The 17,943-nt window shown below is 64.5% G+C and carries 19 protein-coding genes; 10 read left to right on the top strand and 9 right to left on the bottom strand.

The genetic code is table 11. The features are described 5' to 3' along the window. Positions 1–127 precede the first annotated feature (127 nt). Positions 128–847: a hypothetical protein gene (locus GGC65_RS06280; RefSeq protein WP_192646370.1), complete on the bottom strand. Its 720-nt coding sequence runs from the start codon at positions 845–847 to the stop codon at positions 128–130. Between the two features lie 32 nt (positions 848–879). Then, entirely contained in the window at positions 880–1,884 is a 1,005-nt protein-coding gene (locus GGC65_RS06275; protein WP_192646369.1) for an NAD(P)H-dependent flavin oxidoreductase, read from the bottom strand. A gap of 204 nt (positions 1,885–2,088) precedes the next feature. On the opposite strand from GGC65_RS06275, the gene GGC65_RS06270 reads away from it, so the two are divergent. Both GGC65_RS06270 and GGC65_RS06265 read left to right on the top strand, forming a co-directional pair. Beyond that, positions 2,089–2,259 (top strand): YezD family protein, encoded by a 171-nt coding sequence (locus GGC65_RS06270; protein ID WP_192646368.1) that lies wholly within the window; start codon positions 2,089–2,091, stop codon positions 2,257–2,259. A gap of 98 nt (positions 2,260–2,357) precedes the next feature. Continuing rightward, positions 2,358–4,874 (top strand): TonB-dependent receptor, encoded by a 2,517-nt coding sequence (locus tag GGC65_RS06265; protein ID WP_192646367.1) that lies wholly within the window; start codon positions 2,358–2,360, stop codon positions 4,872–4,874. Positions 4,875–4,946: 72 nt separating this feature from the next. Here the strand turns inward: GGC65_RS06265 and GGC65_RS06260 are convergent, their stop codons facing one another. Further along, positions 4,947–5,090 (bottom strand): hypothetical protein, encoded by a 144-nt coding sequence (locus GGC65_RS06260; protein ID WP_192646366.1) that lies wholly within the window; start codon positions 5,088–5,090, stop codon positions 4,947–4,949. Between the two features lie 355 nt (positions 5,091–5,445). On the opposite strand from GGC65_RS06260, the gene katG reads away from it, so the two are divergent. Then, positions 5,446–7,614, top strand: a complete 2,169-nt coding sequence (gene katG, locus GGC65_RS06255) for a catalase/peroxidase HPI (protein WP_192646365.1) — start codon at positions 5,446–5,448, stop codon at positions 7,612–7,614. Positions 7,615–7,758: 144 nt separating this feature from the next. On the opposite strand, the gene GGC65_RS06250 is transcribed toward katG, so the two are convergent. The 3 genes from GGC65_RS06250 to GGC65_RS06240 form a co-directional block, all read right to left on the bottom strand. Further along, positions 7,759–8,184 (bottom strand): hypothetical protein, encoded by a 426-nt coding sequence (locus tag GGC65_RS06250; protein ID WP_192646364.1) that lies wholly within the window; start codon positions 8,182–8,184, stop codon positions 7,759–7,761. A 100-nt stretch (positions 8,185–8,284) separates the two neighbouring features. Next, complete coding sequence (locus GGC65_RS06245) at positions 8,285–8,752, bottom strand: hypothetical protein (protein ID WP_192646363.1); 468 nt, start codon at positions 8,750–8,752, stop codon at positions 8,285–8,287. Positions 8,753–8,842: 90 nt separating this feature from the next. Next, the gene (locus GGC65_RS06240) at positions 8,843–10,444 is read right to left on the bottom strand and encodes a DHA2 family efflux MFS transporter permease subunit (RefSeq protein ID WP_225940698.1); all 1,602 of its coding nucleotides are present in this window, start codon (positions 10,442–10,444) and stop codon (positions 8,843–8,845) included. Between the two features lie 55 nt (positions 10,445–10,499). On the opposite strand from GGC65_RS06240, the gene GGC65_RS06235 reads away from it, so the two are divergent. The 5 genes from GGC65_RS06235 to GGC65_RS06215 all read left to right on the top strand — a co-directional run bounded on the left by GGC65_RS06235 (position 10,500) and on the right by GGC65_RS06215 (position 13,868). Further along, the gene (locus GGC65_RS06235) at positions 10,500–11,093 is read left to right on the top strand and encodes a TetR/AcrR family transcriptional regulator (RefSeq protein ID WP_192646362.1); all 594 of its coding nucleotides are present in this window, start codon (positions 10,500–10,502) and stop codon (positions 11,091–11,093) included. Then, positions 11,090–11,506, top strand: coding sequence for a PaaI family thioesterase (locus GGC65_RS06230; RefSeq protein ID WP_192646361.1), 417 nt, complete (start codon positions 11,090–11,092; stop codon positions 11,504–11,506). Before GGC65_RS06235 ends, GGC65_RS06230 begins: the two co-directional genes overlap by 4 nt. Then, entirely contained in the window at positions 11,503–12,624 is a 1,122-nt protein-coding gene (locus GGC65_RS06225) for an HlyD family secretion protein (RefSeq protein WP_192646360.1), read from the top strand. Before GGC65_RS06230 ends, GGC65_RS06225 begins: the two co-directional genes overlap by 4 nt. Positions 12,625–12,754: 130 nt before the next feature. Beyond that, a complete protein-coding gene (locus tag GGC65_RS06220) occupies positions 12,755–13,330 on the top strand; it encodes an inner membrane-spanning protein YciB (RefSeq protein WP_192646359.1) in 576 nt (191 codons plus the stop codon). Positions 13,331–13,373: 43 nt separating this feature from the next. Then, positions 13,374–13,868, top strand: a complete 495-nt coding sequence (locus GGC65_RS06215; protein ID WP_192646358.1) for a YdeI/OmpD-associated family protein — start codon at positions 13,374–13,376, stop codon at positions 13,866–13,868. A 35-nt stretch (positions 13,869–13,903) separates the two neighbouring features. On the opposite strand, the gene GGC65_RS06210 is transcribed toward GGC65_RS06215, so the two are convergent. Further along, a complete protein-coding gene (locus GGC65_RS06210; RefSeq protein ID WP_192646357.1) occupies positions 13,904–15,151 on the bottom strand; it encodes an aspartate kinase in 1,248 nt (415 codons plus the stop codon). Positions 15,152–15,311: 160 nt separating this feature from the next. Here GGC65_RS06210 and ubiG point away from each other — a divergent pair, with 160 nt between their 5' ends. Continuing rightward, a complete protein-coding gene (ubiG, locus tag GGC65_RS06205; RefSeq protein WP_192646356.1) occupies positions 15,312–16,037 on the top strand; it encodes a bifunctional 2-polyprenyl-6-hydroxyphenol methylase/3-demethylubiquinol 3-O-methyltransferase UbiG in 726 nt (241 codons plus the stop codon). Continuing rightward, positions 16,034–16,627 carry a YdeI/OmpD-associated family protein gene (locus GGC65_RS23700; RefSeq protein WP_192646355.1) on the top strand — a complete coding sequence of 198 codons (594 nt, stop codon included), beginning with the start codon at positions 16,034–16,036 and terminating at the stop codon, positions 16,625–16,627. The genes ubiG and GGC65_RS23700 overlap by 4 nt, the downstream gene beginning before the upstream one ends. A 103-nt stretch (positions 16,628–16,730) precedes the next feature. Here GGC65_RS23700 and GGC65_RS06195 read toward each other — a convergent pair whose 3' ends face one another. After that, a complete protein-coding gene (locus tag GGC65_RS06195; protein ID WP_058804199.1) occupies positions 16,731–17,402 on the bottom strand; it encodes a glutathione S-transferase family protein in 672 nt (223 codons plus the stop codon). 77 nt (positions 17,403–17,479) lie between these two features. Next, positions 17,480–17,905, bottom strand: a complete 426-nt coding sequence (locus GGC65_RS06190; protein ID WP_192646354.1) for a hypothetical protein — start codon at positions 17,903–17,905, stop codon at positions 17,480–17,482. Positions 17,906–17,943: the final 38 nt, after the last annotated feature.

The following is a 17,943-nucleotide window of genomic DNA, read 5'->3' as shown; positions in this document are numbered from 1 at the left end:
TCGGCGCCATGACGTCACCCGCCATGGGCCCGCGACGGGCGAAATGCGACGAACCGAAAAAGATTGTGTCGCATCGCGCGGGCGGCGTTGCGCGAATGCAACAAGGCCGCCCGGCGAGGAACTCAAATCAGGTGCCCGACGGCGACGTCGCGGGCTGAGCGGGTGTTGCGATCGGCGCTGCCGGTGCGGTCATGATCGCCGGCGGCCGAGCATATTTGGCGTCCCACGCGACGGCGTCGACCTGATATTTGGCGTAGGCCTCGTAAAATTCGTGGAACGGCTGATCGAGCCGCGCAAGATGCGCGGGCGCCTGTTCGACGACCTGTGCGGTCGGCGTTGCCGAAACCAGCTGGGCAATCTCGTTGGCGCGCGCACAGAAGCCGCGCTGCGCCGGCGGCTGGGCAAAATAGTTGAACAACTGCGTCGACAGGCGGTCGCGCGGTGCGATGCCGTTGTTCTTATTTTCCTTGCCGAGCTGGGTGATCACCGACTTTTCGGTCGACTTGATCACCTTGCTATGGGTTTTGATGATATTGTTATACGCTGAAACGAGCGTCGTTTCCTCGAGCCCGCGGCAGCCGATCGCGGCGACGTTGAGCCCGATCTTGAGCTGCCAGAAGGCGCGGTCGCCGGTCACATTGCTGTTCGCCGTGACGAAATGGCCGTCGAGCGCACGGCCCGGCAGGATCTGCGTCAGCGATGCGTTGCCCGGCGGCAGCGGCCGCGGTGGAATGACGACGACGACCGGCGGCGGAGGGGGCGGCGGAGGCGGCGGAGGCGGCTTCGGTGCGCATGCGGCAACGCTCGCCAGCAAGCCCGCTACGATAATCTTACGCGACAAATTCATGACCCACTCCCCAGCTGCTATATTTTGCAGCATCAACCCCGAGCGTGCAACGCGGCTTCGGCCTGTTGCACCAGAGATGCGACGATTGCTGCGACGCTCTCTTCTTCGGATACCATACCGACAGATTGCCCTGCCATTAACGAACCATTTTCGACGTCGCCGTCGATCACCGCGCGACGCAGCGCGCCCGCCCAATAATGCTCGATTTCGAGTTGGGCCGCCATCATGTCGACCTCGCCCGTGTCGAGCTTGTTCGCGACTTCACGCTGCTTGGCGGTAAAGGCTTCGGTGCCCGCGTTCTTGAGCGCGCGGACGGGGATGACCGGCAGGCGCGGGTCGATCTGGACGCTTGCGACGGCTTCGCGTGCCGAGGCGCGCATGAAAGCCTTCTTGAAATTGGGATGCGCGATGCTTTCGGTGGCGCAGACGAAGCGGGTGCCGAGTTGGACCCCCGATGCGCCCATTTCCAAATAGGCGGCGATCGCCTCGCCGCGGCCGATGCCGCCGGCGACGAACACCGGGACTTCGTCGGCGAGCGTGGGCAGGATTTCCTGCGCCAGCACGCTGGTCGACACGGGGCCTATATGGCCGCCGGCCTCCATCCCCTCGATCACCAGCGCGTCGACGCCCGAACGAACGAGCTTCTTGCCCAGCGCGAGCGTCGGGGCAAAACAGATGACCTTCGCGCCCGATGCCTTGATCGCCTCGAGGCTGCCCTTCGGCGGCAGACCGCCCGCAAGCACGACATGGCCGACGCCATGTTTCGCGCAGACGTCGATCAGATCGAACAGTTGCGGATGCATGGTGATCAGATTGACGCCGAAATTTCGCGTCGCCAGCGCCTTGGTCGCGGCGATTTCGGCATCGAGCAGTTCGGGCGTCATCGCGCCGCACGCAATTACGCCAAACCCGCCGGCATTGCTGATCGCGCTGACCAGATGGCGTTCGGAAACCCAGCTCATCGCACCGCAGAGAATGGCGTAGTCGCTGCCGAGAAGCTCGGTTCCGCGGGCCATCAGATCGTTAATTTTGCTCATTGGGGCTGCCTTTGCCAGCACTGGGACTCGCGCGCAATCCCCGGCGTCGCTCGGTCCGTCGGCTCGTCGCACGCCCGAATCCGTTCGGCGCTGTCCATTGGGCGCGACAACCGAACCTTTCGGCGCAGAAAGGAAAAGATTTATTGTCTACCAATTCACTTGGCATATGCTTGCGGGGCGAATCCACGAGGGAAAGGAATTATCATGAGCGCTATCAACGAAGTCGCCAAAGGCGGCTCCGAAGAGGTGCCGCGCGCCATTCAGACCGTGCTCGAGGCTCTCGACAGGCTGAAGTTCGGCGCGATCCAGCTGACCGTGCACGAAGGGCGTCTGGTGCAGGTCGATGTGACCGAGCGGCACCGCTACCCCAACTGAATTCACGGCTCCCAATGGGGACTTGCGTCCCGCCTGCCGCAGACCGGACCGCCGGATGTGGCAATTTTCGTGCATCTTCAAAGCAACAGGAAATTGTCATGACCGCAAAATACCCGTCCGTCCGCCGCCGCTTGCCGGCGTCCGCGCTCACACTCTCTTTTCTGCTCGCGCTCGGCGCGACCCCGGCGATAGCCGCGGAAGCCGAAGCGGGCGATGCCGCCACTGCCGCGGGGGCGGCCGATGCGGCCCAGCTTGACGACGATGTGAGCCGCGGCGACATCATCATCGTCACCGCGCGCCGCCGTCAGGAAACCGCACAGGAAGTGCCCGTCGCGATCTCGGTGATCCGCGGCGATTCGATCGAGGCGACGGGCAACTTCAACGTCGTGAAGCTCCAGCAGCTCGCTCCGACGCTCCAGGTTTACACGTCGAACCCGCGCAACACCTCGGTCAACATCCGCGGTCTTGGCGTGCCCTTCGGCCTCACCAGCGACGGATTCGAGCAGGGCGTCGGCATCTATGTCGATGACGTTTATAATTCGCGCGTCGCCGCGGCGACCTTCGACTTTCTCGATGTCGACCAGGTCGAGGTGCTGCGCGGGCCGCAGGGCACGCTCTACGGCAAGAACACGACCGCCGGCGCGATCAACATCACGACGAACCAGCCGACCTTCGATTTCGAGGGCCGCGCCGAGGTGAGCGTCGGCAACCTCAACTACCGGCAGGCGAAGGCAGCGATCTCGGGGCCGCTGACCGACAAGATCGCGGCCCGCATCGCTATTGCGGCGACCAGCCGCCGCGGCACGCTCTACAACACGGTGAGCGACCGCTGGATCAACGAACAGGACAATCTGGGCTTGCGTGGCCAGCTGCTGTTCCAGCCGAACGAAGATCTCAGCATCACCATCGCCGGCGACTACAGCAAGCAGGACCCCGAAGGCTATGGCACGACCTATGTTCGCGTCGGCCGGACCCAGCGCGCGCTCGCGCGCCAGTATGACGCGCTCGTCGCCGCGGTGAACGCCGCCAATCCCGGCCGCAACTATGCCGTGCCGAGCACCAATCCCTACGACCGCCTGACCGACCTTGATGCTAGCCTGAACGCGGGCAACAAGATCGGCGGCGCCTCGGTGCGCGTGAAGTGGGACGTCGGTCCCGGCACCTTCACGTCGATCAGCGCGTGGCGCTTCTGGGACTGGAAGCCCGAGAATGACCGCGATTTCACCGGCCTCTCGATCGTCTCGAAGTCTCAGAACCCCTCGCAGCAGGATCAGTATAGCCAGGAATTCCGCTATAATTACGAAGGCGACAAGATCGACTTCGTCGTCGGCCTGTTCGGTTTCAAGCAGCGGATCGACACGCAGGGCACCGAACAGCAGGGCGCAGACGCCAGCAAATGGAGCCTGACCGGCGCGCTCGCCAACGATCCGAGCGTGCTTCAGGGGCTGACCGCCACCAACACGCAGTATCTCAAGAGTACCAGCGCGGCGCTGTTCGGTCAGCTCAGCTGGAAGGTGACCGATGCATTGACGATCCAGCCGGGCGCGCGCGTCAATTACGACAAGAAATCGGGCTTTTACCGGCGCGTGGTCACGAACGGCGCCGGGCAGGTCATCAATTGCACTCCTGCGCCGGGCACCAGCCTTCCTGCAATATTGGCGGCACAGTGCGGCGTCTATCAGCCACAGGAAAGCGCACCGTCGGACAGCGCGTGGAACTTCACCTACGATCTCAATGTGAACTACAAGGTCGCGCCGGATATCCTGGCCTATGCGACCTATGCCAAAAGCTTCAAGACGCTGGGCATCAACCAGAACGGCTTGCCGCTCAACGCCGACAATACGGTCAATTATGATGCGAGCACGGTGAAGCCCGAATCGATCGACCATTTCGAAATCGGGCTCAAGACGCAGTTCCTGGGCCGGCGCGCGACGTTCAACCTCGCGGCCTTCCGCACCGATATCAAGGATTTCCAGGCGACGGTGAACGGCGGCCAGTTCGGCACGGTGCGCGGCTATCTCGCCAACGCCGACAAGGTTCGGACGCAGGGTATCGAGGCGGACTTGAAGATCGTCGCGAGCGACCGGTTCACCGCTTACGCCAACGGCGCCTACACCGACGCCAAATACAAGAAGTTCACTAACGCGCCGTGCCCGCCCGAACTGTCGGGCGGTACGCTGCAGGGCGCCAACGCGGTGCCCGACTATTCGCAGCCCGGCGTTCCGGCGGCGCTGAGCCCGCGGCAGTGCGATATTTCGGGACAGCGCCTACCCGGCGTGTCGAAATGGGCGTTTTCTTACGGTGCCGAAACCAATGTCCCGGTCACGCTGCTGGCAAAGGAAGGGCAGGTCTATCTCGGCGTCGACGGCAATTACCGTTCGCACTGGAATTCGAATGCGTCGCCGTCGGCCTATACCGACGTCAAAGGCTATGCCCTGACCAACTTCCGCGTCGGCTTCCGCGGCGAGGGGCTCGACGTTTTCGGCTGGGTCCGCAATGCGTTCGATGTGAATTATATCGAACTGCTTCAGGTCGCTCCCGGCAACACCGGCCTGATCGCCGGGCAGGTCGGCGACGCGCGGACATGGGGCGGGACGGTGAAGTTCAGTTTCTAGGCGGAATTCGTTCCTCTAAAGGAAAAGGGCCGCCCCAGACGGGGCGGCCCTTTCTCATGCAGGCTGACGGTATCAGCGCTGCTGCGGGTTCTGGCGGCCCTGATCGGGGCGCTGGTCGCTGCCAGGCTGGCGCTGCTGGCCGCCCTGCTGTTGCTGCTGGCGGTCACGATCCGACTGCGGTTTCTTCTCATTCTGCTGGTTCGGGTTATTAGCCACTTTCCATCTCCTTGCGCCGCGCATCACATCATGGCGCGGCATCGGATCAACCCGGCGCCGGTATCGATGTTGCGTCGGCATCGCCGGGACGTGGCGGGGGCGGGACGGGTGGCCCTCGGCACGGGCAACCGCCGTGCGCTTGATCGGTTCATTCGATGACTGAATTCAGCTTATTCGTTTAGGTCGATGGGAAGGTGCAGCGTAACCTCTCCCTGTCTGAACGAAAGGATGACGCCATCGACTCGACGCCCGCCCGCGCCGACCACCCTGCGGTGACCCCGTCGCCGAGCATGCGTCACGCGCCCGTCATCCCGCCGCGCCAACATCCAACGATCACCATAAAAGGAGAGACTGCATGAACGCCCCCGAAAAAGGCTGTCCGTTCAATACGGACGGAGCCCGCGCGCTGCTCGGCCGTACGAACAAGGACTGGTGGCCCGAGATGCTGGCGACCGAGATACTCAATCCCAACGGCTCGTCGAACCCCTTGGGCGACGACTTCGATTATGCAGCCGCCTTCAAGTCGATCGACTATCAGGGGCTCAAGAATGACCTCACCGCGCTGATGACCGATAGCCAGCCCTGGTGGCCGGCCGACTATGGGCATTACGGGCCCTTCTTCATCCGCATGGCGTGGCACGCCGCGGGCACGTACCGCACCGCTGACGGGCGCGGCGGCGCCAACAGCGGGCAGCAGCGTTTCGCGCCGCTCGACAGCTGGCCCGACAATGGCAACCTCGACAAGGCGCGGCGCCTGCTTTGGCCGATCAAGCAGAAATATGGCAACAAGATCAGCTGGGCCGACCTGTTCATCCTCGCCGGCAATGTCGCGATCGAAAGCATGGGCGGGCCCGTGTTCGGCTTCGGCGGCGGCCGTGCCGACGTGTTCGAGCCCGAACGCGACATCTATTGGGGTTCGGAAGAAAAGTGGGTCAATCAGGGTGTGCAGACGCGTATCGCGCCCCAACATGGCCTGCACGAGATCGAAGGCCCGCTCGCCGCGATCCAGATGGGCCTGATCTACGTCAATCCCGAAGGGCCGCAGGGCGATTCGAACGACAATGAAGGCATGGCGCGCGACATGAAGGAAACCTTCGCGCGCATGGCGATGAACGACGAGGAAACCGTCGCGCTTACAGCCGGCGGCCACACCTTCGGCAAGGCGCATGGCAATGGTGACGCATCGCTGCTCGGCGCCGCGCCCGCGGGCGGCGACCTTGCCGCGCAGGGCTTCGGCTGGGTCAGCGGACACGAGAGCGGCGGTATCGGCGAGCATACGGTCACCAGCGGCCTCGAAGGCGCGTGGACGAACACGCCCGACAAATGGACCGACAATTTCTTCCGCCTGCTGTTCGACTATGATTATGAGCTGGTGAAATCGCCCGCAGGCGCCAACCAGTGGCAGCCGATCGACCAGAAGGAAGAGGATATGGCGCCCGACGCGCATGTCCCCGGCAAGAAGGTCCCGACGATGATGACCACCGCCGACATGGCGCTGAAGCTCGACCCGGCATACCGCAAGATCAGCGAGAAATTCCGCGCCGACCATGAGGCGTTCAGGGATGCCTTTGCACGCGCCTGGTTCAAGCTGACGCACCGCGACATGGGGCCCAAGGTCCGCTACCTCGGGCCCGAAGTGCCTGCCGAAGACCTGATCTGGCAGGACCCGATCCCCGCCGGTTCGATGCCGTCGGACGCAGACGTCAAGGCGGTGAAGGACAAGATCGCCGCCAGCGGGCTGACGGTCAGCCAGCTGATCAAGACCGCCTGGGCGTCGGCGAGCACCTATCGCAAGTCCGACTATCGCGGCGGTGCCAATGGCGCGCGCGTCGCGCTGGCGCCGCAGAAGGATTGGGAGGTCAACGAACCGGCTGCGCTTGCCAAGGTGATCGATACGCTGAACGGTCTGCGCGGTTCGATGTCGCTGGCCGATGCCATCGTCCTCGGTGGTGTGGTCGGGCTGGAGAAGGCGGGCGCGACCAATGTGCCCTTCACCGGTGGCCGCGGCGACGCGACCGCCGAGCAGACCGACGCTGACAGCTTCGAGGTGATGGAGCCCGAGGCCGACGCCTTCCGCAACTATGTCGGCAAGAAGAAGCTCGCGGTGAAGATCGAGGAAATGATGCTCGACCGCGCTTCGCTGCTCGGCCTGTCGGTGCCCGAAATGACCGTGCTGATCGGGGGCCTCCGCGTCCTCGGCGCCAATCATGGCGAGCGCGGGCACGGCCATTTCACCAAGCGGTCGGGGCAGCTGACGAACGACTATTTCGTCAACCTGCTCGACATGACCAATGTGTGGAAGGCCGTCGACGGCTCGAACGACCAGGAATATGTCGCGACCGACCGCGCGAGCGGCGGCGAGACGTGGCGCGCGACGCGCGCCGACCTGATCTTCGGATCGAACGCCGAACTGCGCGCCGTTGCCGAAGTCTATGCCGAGACCGGCCATGAAGAGAAGTTCGTGAAGGACTTTGTCAAGGCCTGGACCAAGGTGATGAACGCCGACCGTTTCGACCTCGCCTGATCCGGCGCCCCGGTCCCGCAATCATGCCGCGGGACCGGCGGCGGCCAAAGGACGACGGGTCGCGACCCGCCCCCGGGGACATGGGCCTGGGGGCGGGTCTTCTTTTTTTGGGCTTAAAGCGACAAAAGATACGCATGTGCGCGTTCATTCAGTCTCCTTTGTCGCTTTAGCGAAGGCGTCTTCGCGGAGCGCGGCATGGACGACCGCCATGTCGGGGCCGCCGCTGACGTCGACCGCGCCGCCTTTCAGAACGCGGACGATGGTCACGCCGTTGAGCGCGCGGTCCATTGCGATGCTGAACTGGTGCGTCCGGCCTGTTGCGATGGCAAGATCCCACGCAACGGCGAAGCTTGCAGCGTCGGGGCGTTCGCGTAGACGATAGGCCGAAGCCCGGCCCATGCCGACCGCGCGTACGGCCTTGCCCACCGAGCCCATCGCTTCGAGCGCGCGGATGAAATTGGCCTGCGTGTCGGGCGTCCAGCCGTCGGCGCGATGGCGCTGTCCGGGGACGGGTGTGAAGGCGAGGCAGGTGCCGGCGAGGAGCGGGGCGGGCGGGGTGGTCTTTTCCATCTGCCAGTATGGAGCACGGCGGGATAATGTAGGAAAGGATTATTCGAAGGCCTGTTTAAGGGTGGAAAGCGGATGCTGGAGGCGGCTGCTCAAGAGCGACTTAGTCTCGTTTCAGCGAAATAGCCTCCGGTAGCTCCGGGGCGGGCCAGAGAGCGCCATAGCTAATCGTATTCATCAGAGCGATCTGGTCTTGGTCGAAATGGAACGAGTAGTAAGCGTGGACCGTGACGAACGGATTGCACTCATTCTCGGGCGTCGCTTCAATACCTCGCGCGCGAGCAATCACCAGATCGCCCACTGGAATGGCTTCCAACAGTTGGGTTGGTTGCGGAGCGGGCCACCGAAAACTGGCCCGTCGCATGCTCGCGGTCGAGCGCTCGATTTCTTCGAACGACCTTGCCCGATCGATCTTCTCAAAAAAGCTTTCGACTAATCTCAAACGTTTTTCTTGCGCCTGCCTATCAAATACAGGGTTGGGGCGAGGCGATGATATCTGACAAGACAGTGCCGTTCCCGGCATAAACGTCGCGCACGCCGCTACTGTGATTGCCTTTCGCCTGCCGATCATCGGTCGCTCCCCCAAACATCTAGCGGAGGATACATCCAAAACCGATGTCCGCAATTGGTTGCTTTCAGACGAACTACTCTTTCGCTTAATCTAATGCGCGTCCTTTGGTGCCGGGCCGCCGATCGGCGGGGGTTTGCAGAAGGGGACCATCACCAGCGCGGCGAGGAATATCCAGGACATCAGGCGGAAAACGTCGTCGAAGGCGAGCGTCAGCGCCTCGCGACCGATGACGTGGGCGAGCGTCGAACCCGCCATCTGCGCCGCAAGCGCGGGATCGGTGACATAGTGGCCGATATGCTGGGCGAGCCCCGCGGCGGCTTCGTTCGCCGCCTCGCTCGACCGGCCGAGCGCTTCCGAGAGACGTAGCATATGGAGGCGCATATTGTCGCCGAGCCAGGTGTTGACGAGCGCGATGCCGATCGCGCCACCGAGGTTGCGCATCAGGTTGAACAGCCCCGAGGCATAGCGCAGTTCGGGCCCCTCGAAATTGCCGAGCGCGAGCCCGACCGATGGAACGATGCACAACATGATCGCAAAGCTGCGCATGACCTGCGGCCAGAAGAGCGCCGCGAAGCCCCATTCGGGGGTCATGAAGCTGAACATCCAGAGGCCGATCGCGAACAGGCTGAGCCCGAAGGTGATGACGATGCGCTGGTCGACACGCTGCGACAATGCCGCGGCGATCGGCACGCCGAGCAGCTGCGCGATGCCCGAAACGAACACCGTCGTGCCGATCTCCGACGCGTTATAGCCCTGCACGCGGCCAAGGAAGATCGGAACGAGATAGGTGCTCGCATAAAGGCCAAACCCGATCACGAGGTTGAAGACGCAGGCAAAGACGAAGGTCGGTTTACGGAACGGCGTGAGCTTCACGATCGGGCCGTCGGAGCGGAACGAGCGTTCGAGGAAGAGGCCGAAGGCGACGAACGATAGCCAGGCGCCGATCGCGATCGACGGCTCGCTGAACCATTCATGCTTCGGCCCTTCCTCGAGCACGAACTCGAGCCCCGCGAGGAATATCGCCATCGAGGCGAGATGGACCCAGTCGATACGGCGAAGCATCTGCAGGTTCGGCTTGTCGATCTTGACGAGCGCGATGATCGCCAGCGTTACCGCGGCGCCGGGCACGACGTTGATGAAGAACACCCAGCGCCAGCCCATCGCGTCGGTGATCCAGCCGCCGACCGTCGGCCCCAAGGTGGGCGCGAGCACCGACACCATGCCGAGGATCGCGGGGATCATCGCACGCTGCTTGCCTTCGAACAGCATATAGCCCGTCGCGAACACCGTCGGGATCATCGCGCCGCCGACAAAACCCTGCACCGCGCGGAACAGGATCATCGACTCAATGTTCCACGCGAGCCCGCAGAGCATGCTCGATATCGTGAACAGCCCCGCCGACGTCGCGAACAGCCAGCGGGTCGATAGCGCCTGCGCAAGGAAGGCCGAGAAGGGGATCATGACGAGTTCGGCCATCAGATAGGCGGTCTGCACCCAGCTGATCTCGTCGGGTCCGGCGCTGAGTCCCGCCTGCACCTCGTTCAAGGAGGCGGCGACGATCTGGATGTCGATCAGCGCCATGAACTGGCCGAACGCCATCACCGCAAAGATCAGATATTTCCGCGCGTTGGGCATCGCCGCCGGGTTGAACGGCACGTCTGCGGCGGCGGGAGAAAGCGGGATGGTGGCCATGGGTCTTGTGTCCTGTCGTCTTTATATTATATGCGTCATATAAAAGGAGACGCAAGTGCGCTATTCAACCGAGCACAAGGCAGAGACGCGCGAGCGCGTGCTGAAAGAGGCGGCGAAGGAAATCCGCGCGAAGGGCCCCGACAACGTCGCGGTTGCCGGAATCATGGCGCGCGCGGGGCTGACTCACGGCGGCTTCTATGCGCATTTTCCGTCGAAGGACGCGCTGGTGAAGGAAGCGATCGGGACGATGTTCGCCGACGCGCGGGCGCGGACCGAGCGGATCGATCATGATGGCGATCCGCGCGGCGTTTTGCGCGCCTATGTCGATTTCTATCTGTCGGCCAAGCATCGCGACAGTCGTGATCGGGGTTGCCCGCTGCCGACCCTGTCGGGCGATTTCGCGCGTTCACAGCCTGCTACGCGCGAACGCTTCGGGGCGGGAGTCGAAGGGATTGCAGGCCGTCTCGCGGCGCCGCTCGCAAAGCTTGGCTATGCCGACCCGCAAGCGGAATCGCATGCGCTGCTGGCGCAGCTCGTCGGCGGCGTCGCGCTCGCGCGCGCGGTGGGCGACCCGGCGCTGTCCGATGCGATGCTCGCCGACACGCATGCGAGCATCACCCGGCGTTACGGACTGGAGACCGCACAATGACGCTCGCCAAAGTGCAGGGGCTGATCGCCACAGGCGGACGCCCGCCGATCGGTGAGACGCTGGGGTTCGAGCTTGTCGATGCGGGCGAGGGCTGGGCGGCGTTCGAGGGCGTGCCCGGACCCGAACATTATAATCCGATGGGGATTGTCCATGGCGGCTATGCCGCGACGCTGCTCGATTCCGCCTGCGGCATCGCGGTCGTGACCAGGCTGGCCGACGATCAGGCGATGACGACGCTCGAACTCAAAACCTCTTACCTCAAGGCGATGACGGGCAAGACGGGCAAGGTGCGCGCCGAGGGGCGGGTGATTTCGATCGGGCGCCGCGTCGCCTATGTCGAGGCGAAGCTGACCGACGGCGAGGGGCGCATTCTCGCGACTGCGACATCGACACTGCTGGTGATCCAGCAATGAATGTGCAGGCCGCCATCGAGGCTGAGGCGCCGGCCAAGGACATGGGGCGTCGCCGCATCGCGCTGCCGAAAAAGGCGTGGAAGATCGGGCTGATCGCGTTAGTGATCGCCGCAGTGGGCATCTGGTGGCTCACCGCGCCGCGGACGTCGGAATCGACCGACAACGCCTATCTGCAGGCCGATGCGAGCGAGGTCGCGCCGCGCGTCGGCGGGTTGGTCACCGCGGTGCTCGTGCGTGACAATCAGGCGGTGAGGGCGGGCGACCCGCTCGTCCGCATCGACGTACGCGACTATGACTCGCGGCTACTCGAGGCCGAGGCCGCGGTTGCCGACGCCGATGCGCAGGTCGCGACAGCGCGCGCGACGCTCGCCTCGCTCGGAGCCGAGCAGAAGCTTGCCGCCGCGCACATCCGTTCGATCAACACCCAGATCGCCGCCGCCGACGCCGAATCCGCGCGCGCCGCGGCCGACCGGCGGCGCTATAACGCGCTGCTCGTCGATGGCTTTGTGACACGGCGCGACGCCGAGCAGGTCGACGCGACCGCGGTCGGGGCGGCCTCGGCGGCGCAGCGTTCGCGCGCCGACCTTGGCGCGAGCATCGAAGAAGCGTCGGTGACGCGCGCCAAGGGGCCGATCCTAGCTGCGCGCGTGCAGGCCGCCGAAGCGGCTGCGGCGAAGGCGCGCGCCGCGCTCGCGCTGGCCAAGCTCGACCGCGGGCACACGCTCGTCGCCGCGCCGATCGACGGCGTCGTCGGGAACCGGCGTATCCAGGTTGGCGACTATGTCCAACCCGGCTCCCGGCTGCTGTCGGTGGTGCCGGTGCGTTCGATCTATGTCGTCGCCAATTTCAAGGAAACGCAGACGCGCGAAATGCGGCCCGGGCAGAAGGCCGACGTCTATGTCGACGCGCTCGGCGACACGCTGACCGGGACGATCGAAAGCCTCGCGCCGGGGTCGGCGAGCGAGTTTACCCTGCTGCCCTTCGAACCCGGTTCGGGCAATTTCACCAAGATCGTCCAGCGCGTGGGGGTACGAATCCGGCTCGATCCGGGGCAGGCGGCACTGGCGCAGTTGCGGCCCGGCCTGTCGGTGACGGCGAAGGTGCGGCTGCGCGACTGAGGCTCGGTTCGCCGCGTGCGCGCCGCACCCTGTCGCGGGCCCATGTTAACAATGTCAATTTCGACTTGACCCGACTCGGTTCGCGCTGCAATGTTGACGTCGATAACATTGCAGCGCGAAAGGACGGGTCATGCGTACCTTGCTCTATGCCCTGGGGCCGATGCTTTTCGATTCCCTGGGAATCATCGTCTTTGCCATCCTGCTTGCCGCCGGCGCCGGGATCGTTCCCGCCGTGATCGCGGGAACCGTCGTCGCGGTCGCGGTGGTCGGCTATGAACTGGCGCGCGGGCATCAGGTCGCGGCGTTGCAGTGGATCAGCTTGGCGTCGGTGCTCTTCACCGCCGCCGCCACCCTGCTGACCGGCGACCCGCGCTTCGTGATGGCGAAGCCGACGGTGGTGTATCTGATCGTCGGCACGGTGATGCTGCGCAAGGGCTGGTTGAACCGCTATATCCCGCCCGAACAGATGGCGCTGGTCGGTGATGTCATGGACCGGTTCGGCATGATCTGGGCTGCGTTGATGTTCGCGAGCGCGGGGCTGAACCTCGTGATTGCGCTCTTCTTTACGAGCTGGTGGCCGCTGTTCATCGGGGTCTTTCCGTTGGCGTCGAAATTCGGGCTGTTTGCGATCCACATCGCCGTGGTGCATTTCGTCGGGCAGGCGCGTCAGCGCCGCCGTGCGGCGGATATCGGTGCGGCCGCCTAAACCGGGGCTCACGCCACCCTGATCCTTCTGCTACGGATCAGGCATGAATTTCAAAGCCAAGATCGAGCTTAGAGGCATCAATCCCTATGTGCTGGTGAGCGCCGCGCGGGCGCGGCGGATCAAGCCCGACTGGAAAAGGCCGATGCCCATTCTGGTGCAGTTGAATGGCAAGCCCGATCCCGCCTGGCCGGTCAATATGATGCCGGCGGGCGACGGCAGCTTCTATCTCTATCTCGACGGCAGCGTGCGCGGCGCCTCGGGCACCGAGGTCGGCGATACGGTCGAGGTGACGCTCGTCTTCGACGACGCCTACAGGGCCGGGCCGCAGCATGAGATGCTGCCCGAATTCGCTTCGCGCCTCGACGGAAATCCGTTGGCCAAGGCCCGATGGGACGGCCTGACGCCCGGCCTGAAAAAGGAAGTCCTGCGCTATCTCGCCAATCTCAAATCGGATGCGGCCAGGCAACGCAATGTCGAGCGCGCGGTCGGCGTTTTGAGCGGGGCAAAGGAGCGCTTCATGGCGCGCGACTGGAATTGAGCGGGCGGGCGCGAAACACGGCCCGCCCTTAAAACTTAGTCGGCGTCGAGCCCGTAGGCGGTGTGGAGGACGCGCACCGCGAGTTCGGTCTCGTCCTCGTCGATCAGCACGCTGACCTTGATCTCGCTGGTCGAGATTGCCTGGATGTTGATGCCGCGATCGGCGAGCGCGCGGAACATCGTGCTTGCGACGCCCGCGTGGCTCTTCATGCCGACGCCGACGACGCTGACCTTGGCGACCTTGTCGTCGCTGATGATGCGGTTGAAGCCGATCTTTTCCTTCGCGGCTTCGAGCAGGTCGATCGAGCGGAGGAGGTCGGTGCCGGGGACGGTGAAGGTCACGTCGGTCTCGCCCTTCTCGCGGCCGACGTTCTGGATGATCATGTCGACGTTGATCCCGGCCGCGGCGAGCGGGCCGAAGATGTTCGCGACCGCGCCCGGCTTGTCGGGAACGCGCGTGACGATGATCTTCGCTTCATTCTTGTCGTGGGCGATGCCGGTGATCAGCTGCCGTTCCATCTGATGTTCCTCTATTTCCTCGTCGCTGACGATCATCGTGCCTTTTTTGGGAGCCTCGTCGCCCTCGACGAAGCTCGAGAGCACCTGCACACGCACGCCCTCTTTCATCGCGAGTCCGACCGAGCGGGTCTGGAGCACTTTCGCGCCGACGCTCGCGAGTTCGAGCATTTCCTCATAGGTGACGTAGTCGAGCTTGCGCGCGCGGGCGACGATGCGCGGGTCGGTCGTGTAGACGCCGTCGACGTCGGTGTAGATGTCGCAGCGGTCGGCCTTGAGCGCCGCGGCAACGGCCACGGCACTCGTGTCCGAGCCGCCGCGGCCAAGTGTCGAGACGCGGCCGTCGTCCATCAGACCCTGGAAGCCCGGGATGACCGCGACTTCGCCCTTTGCCATCGCGGCGCCGAGTGCGCCGGTGTCGATGTCGGCGATGCGCGCGCGGGCGTGCGCTTCTTCGGTGCGGATCGGGAGTTGCCAGCCGAGCCAGCTGCGCGCGGGGGTGCCCATTGCCTGCAAAGTGAGGGCGAGCAGGCCCGAGGTGATCTGTTCGCCCGCGGCGACGACGACGTCATATTCGGCGGGGTCGTAGCGCGGGTTCGCCTCGCGGCAGAAATTGACGAGCCGGTCGGTCTCGCCCGCCATCGCCGAGACGACCACGGCGACTTCGTTGCCATTGGCGACTTCGCGCGCGACGAGTTTCGCCACGGTGCGAATCCGCTCGGTGCCCGCCATCGACGTGCCCCCGAATTTCATCACGATCCGCGCCATCTCGCCCCGCTTTCCTGATCTGGTTTCCGCCGCAACTTTTCCAAGCATTTCTGCGGCGCTCGCGTCGTTAGGGAAGGGGAGGGGCGATGGCAAGACCGGCTTCGTATGCGGCGGATAGAATTTCTTGCATGGCGCGAGGCGCGGTGCCACATCGCAGGGCATGAGTGCTGCCACGATCAATCCGCACGAAGCCGCCCATTTCGGGGCGCTCGCCGCCGACTGGTGGGATCCGCATGGGTCGTCGGCGATGCTGCACAAGCTCAACCCGGTGCGGCTGTCCTATATCCGCGATCAGATCGACGCGCATTGGCAGGTCGATGCACGCGAGCGTCACGCGCTTGCGGGCCGGACGGCGATCGACGTCGGGTGCGGCGCGGGTCTGCTTGCCGAACCGCTCGCCCGAATGGGGGCGAAGGTCACCGGCGTTGACGCGGCACCCGAGAATATTGCTGCTGCGCGCGATCATGCCGCGGGGCAGGGGCTGGCGATTACCTATTTCGCGGGCGAACTGGCCGCGCTGCCGCCGGCGACCTTCGATCTCGTCACCTCGATGGAGGTCGTCGAGCATGTCACCGATCCCGCCGCTTTCATCGCCGAACTCGCGGCGCGGCTCGCGCCTGGCGGACTGATGATCCTGTCCACCCCGAACCGGACCGCGCTGTCGAAGCTGCTGCTCGTCGAAGCCGCGGAGCGCATCGGCGCGGTACCGCGGGGGACGCACGACTGGGACCAGTTCCTTAAACCTGAAGAATTGACCGAATTGCTCGAAGGCGCCGGGCTGGAGGTCATCGACCGCACCGGCCTGTCGCCATCGCCCGCGAAGGGCTTCAAGCTCGGCGGTAGCGAGGCGCTAAACTATCTGGTCGCCGCGAGGCACGCGGTGTGAGCCGCGACCAGCGCGTCGACGATTATATCGCGAAGCGCCAGCCGTTCGCGCAGCCGATCCTCAATCATCTTCGCGAACTGGTGCATAAACATGCGCCGGGCTCGCAGGAGACGCTGAAATGGGGCGTGCCGCATTTCGTCCTGAACGGCGAGAATCTCGCGGGCATGGCCGCGTTCAAGGAACATGCGACCTTTGGTTTCTGGCGCGATGAAGAGGTGACGGGCTCGCCGCGCGATACCGGGGCCATGGGGAGCATGGGGCGGCTTGGGTCGCTCGCCGACCTGCCATCCGACGAGCAGATGGCGGACTATATCAGGAAGGCGGCGGCGCTGTGCGCCCAGGGTAAGCCCAAGCGGGCGGCGCCAAAGCCAAAAGCGGCGCTCGGTCTGCCCGACGATCTGGGTGCCGCGCTCAAGGCCAATCCCGCGGCGCAAGGCCATTGGGATGCCTTCTCGCCCGGCAAGCGCCGCGATTATATCGAATGGGTGCTAGAGGCGAAGCGCGAGGAAACGCGCGTCAAACGCATCGAAACGATCGTCGCGCAGGTCGCCGAGGGCAAGGACCGGAACTGGAAATATAAGGGCTGCTGAGGCCGAGGATTCGTGTTCCCCGGCGAAAGTCGGGGCCCATATGCCATCATAATGCGCTTCTGGACCCCGGCTTTCGCCGGGGAGCACTAATCTGTGTGCCGTATCAGAAGTCTACATCCTCATAATATTTCGGCGGCGTCACGATTTCCATCCGCTCGGCGAGGAGCGGGCGGAAGCTCGGGCGTGACTTCAGGCCCGAATACCAGCCCTTGGTCTGCTCATGCCCCGTCCAATCGATCCCGCCGAGATAGTCGGCGACCGAGATATGCGCGGCGGCGGTCAGGTCGGCGAGGCTCATCGTCGCGCCGGCGAGCCAGGTGCGGTGGTCGATGAGATAGTCGACATAGTCGAGATGGTTGTTCGCCGCCTTCATCGCCTCGCGCAGCGCGCCGCCGTCGGGCGGCTGGCGGTGGACGATGCGTTTCTGCATCCGTTCGAACAGCAGCGGGCCGGTGACTTCATAATAAAAGTCGTGGTCGAACCATGACGTCAGTCGGCGGATTTCGGCGCGGTTCGCGGCCGTGCCGTTGATCATCGCCTTGCCTTCGACGGTTTCCTCGAAATATTCGGCGATCGCCATGCTGTCGATCAGCACTTGGCCGCGCGCCTGATCGACCATCACGGGGGTACGACCCGCCGGATTCAGGTCGATAAACTCGTCGCGGCGCTCCCACGGCGATTCGCGCACCAATTCATAACCAACGCCTTTTTCGCCCAGCAACAGGCGGACCTTGCGCGAAAAGGGGCAGAGCGGGAATTGATAGAGTTGCCACATATTACCGGCATAGCGGCAGCAAGGCGCCGCGCGCAACGTCTATGGCGCGCGCCGCCCCGGCGATTGTGGATTAGGCCTCAGCGGCGCGCGGCTTCGCGCTCGCGTTCCCATTGTGCCGCAAAGTCGCGCGCCATGTCCTTGAGCACCGGCGCATAAGCCGCGAGCGCCGAGGCGGCGTGGCCCGCCATGCGCGTTCCGGCGCGGACATCGGCGCCCATGCGTTCGGCATATTCGGGATCGCGGCCCGCGATCTCGCCGAGCGTGGCGTCGGGCGGGATATAGGCGGCGTCGGATTCGGGATCGATCTGCGCGACAGCTTTTGCGAGCGGGCCGACCTGCATCTGCATCAGCGCCGCGACCATGGCGGTGACGGTGTCGGCCATCCGGTCCTGCGCCACGGGATCGTTGAGCGTCGCGACAGCGCCCTCCATTTCATGGGCGGCCGCCGGCAGCGGCGCAGCGAGCGCGATCAGGGGCAGGGCGATCAGGGCGAAACGGGTCATGGCTTCATCCTTTCAAAGGACGCAAGGGGTCAGCAAAG

The organism is Sphingopyxis sp. OAS728 (genome assembly GCF_014873485.1).
In the GTDB taxonomy this organism is placed as follows: Bacteria; Pseudomonadota; Alphaproteobacteria; order Sphingomonadales; family Sphingomonadaceae; genus Sphingopyxis.
Note: the sequence above shows the minus strand (reverse complement) of the source record. Positions and strands in the feature narration are given on the sequence as shown.

What these genes read in the sequence shown, in the direction of transcription:
- GGC65_RS06280 (WP_192646370.1), bottom strand. Translation starts at nt 847, where the DNA reads ATGAATTTGTCGCGTAAGATTATCGTAGCGGGCTTGCTGGCGAGCGTT.
- GGC65_RS06275 (WP_192646369.1), bottom strand. Translation starts at nt 1,884, where the DNA reads ATGAGCAAAATTAACGATCTGATGGCCCGCGGAACCGAGCTTCTCGGC.
- GGC65_RS06270 (WP_192646368.1), top strand. Translation starts at nt 2,089, where the DNA reads ATGAGCGCTATCAACGAAGTCGCCAAAGGCGGCTCCGAAGAGGTGCCG.
- GGC65_RS06265 (WP_192646367.1), top strand. Translation starts at nt 2,358, where the DNA reads ATGACCGCAAAATACCCGTCCGTCCGCCGCCGCTTGCCGGCGTCCGCG.
- katG (WP_192646365.1), top strand. Translation starts at nt 5,446, where the DNA reads ATGAACGCCCCCGAAAAAGGCTGTCCGTTCAATACGGACGGAGCCCGC.
- GGC65_RS06250 (WP_192646364.1), bottom strand. Translation starts at nt 8,184, where the DNA reads ATGGAAAAGACCACCCCGCCCGCCCCGCTCCTCGCCGGCACCTGCCTC.
- GGC65_RS06245 (WP_192646363.1), bottom strand. Translation starts at nt 8,752, where the DNA reads ATGATCGGCAGGCGAAAGGCAATCACAGTAGCGGCGTGCGCGACGTTT.
- GGC65_RS06240 (WP_225940698.1), bottom strand. Translation starts at nt 10,444, where the DNA reads ATGGCCACCATCCCGCTTTCTCCCGCCGCCGCAGACGTGCCGTTCAAC.
- GGC65_RS06230 (WP_192646361.1), top strand. Translation starts at nt 11,090, where the DNA reads ATGACGCTCGCCAAAGTGCAGGGGCTGATCGCCACAGGCGGACGCCCG.
- GGC65_RS06225 (WP_192646360.1), top strand. Translation starts at nt 11,503, where the DNA reads ATGAATGTGCAGGCCGCCATCGAGGCTGAGGCGCCGGCCAAGGACATG.
- GGC65_RS06220 (WP_192646359.1), top strand. Translation starts at nt 12,755, where the DNA reads ATGCGTACCTTGCTCTATGCCCTGGGGCCGATGCTTTTCGATTCCCTG.
- GGC65_RS06215 (WP_192646358.1), top strand. Translation starts at nt 13,374, where the DNA reads ATGAATTTCAAAGCCAAGATCGAGCTTAGAGGCATCAATCCCTATGTG.
- GGC65_RS06210 (WP_192646357.1), bottom strand. Translation starts at nt 15,151, where the DNA reads ATGGCGCGGATCGTGATGAAATTCGGGGGCACGTCGATGGCGGGCACC.
- ubiG (WP_192646356.1), top strand. Translation starts at nt 15,312, where the DNA reads ATGAGTGCTGCCACGATCAATCCGCACGAAGCCGCCCATTTCGGGGCG.
- GGC65_RS06195 (WP_058804199.1), bottom strand. Translation starts at nt 17,402, where the DNA reads ATGTGGCAACTCTATCAATTCCCGCTCTGCCCCTTTTCGCGCAAGGTC.
- GGC65_RS06190 (WP_192646354.1), bottom strand. Translation starts at nt 17,905, where the DNA reads ATGACCCGTTTCGCCCTGATCGCCCTGCCCCTGATCGCGCTCGCTGCG.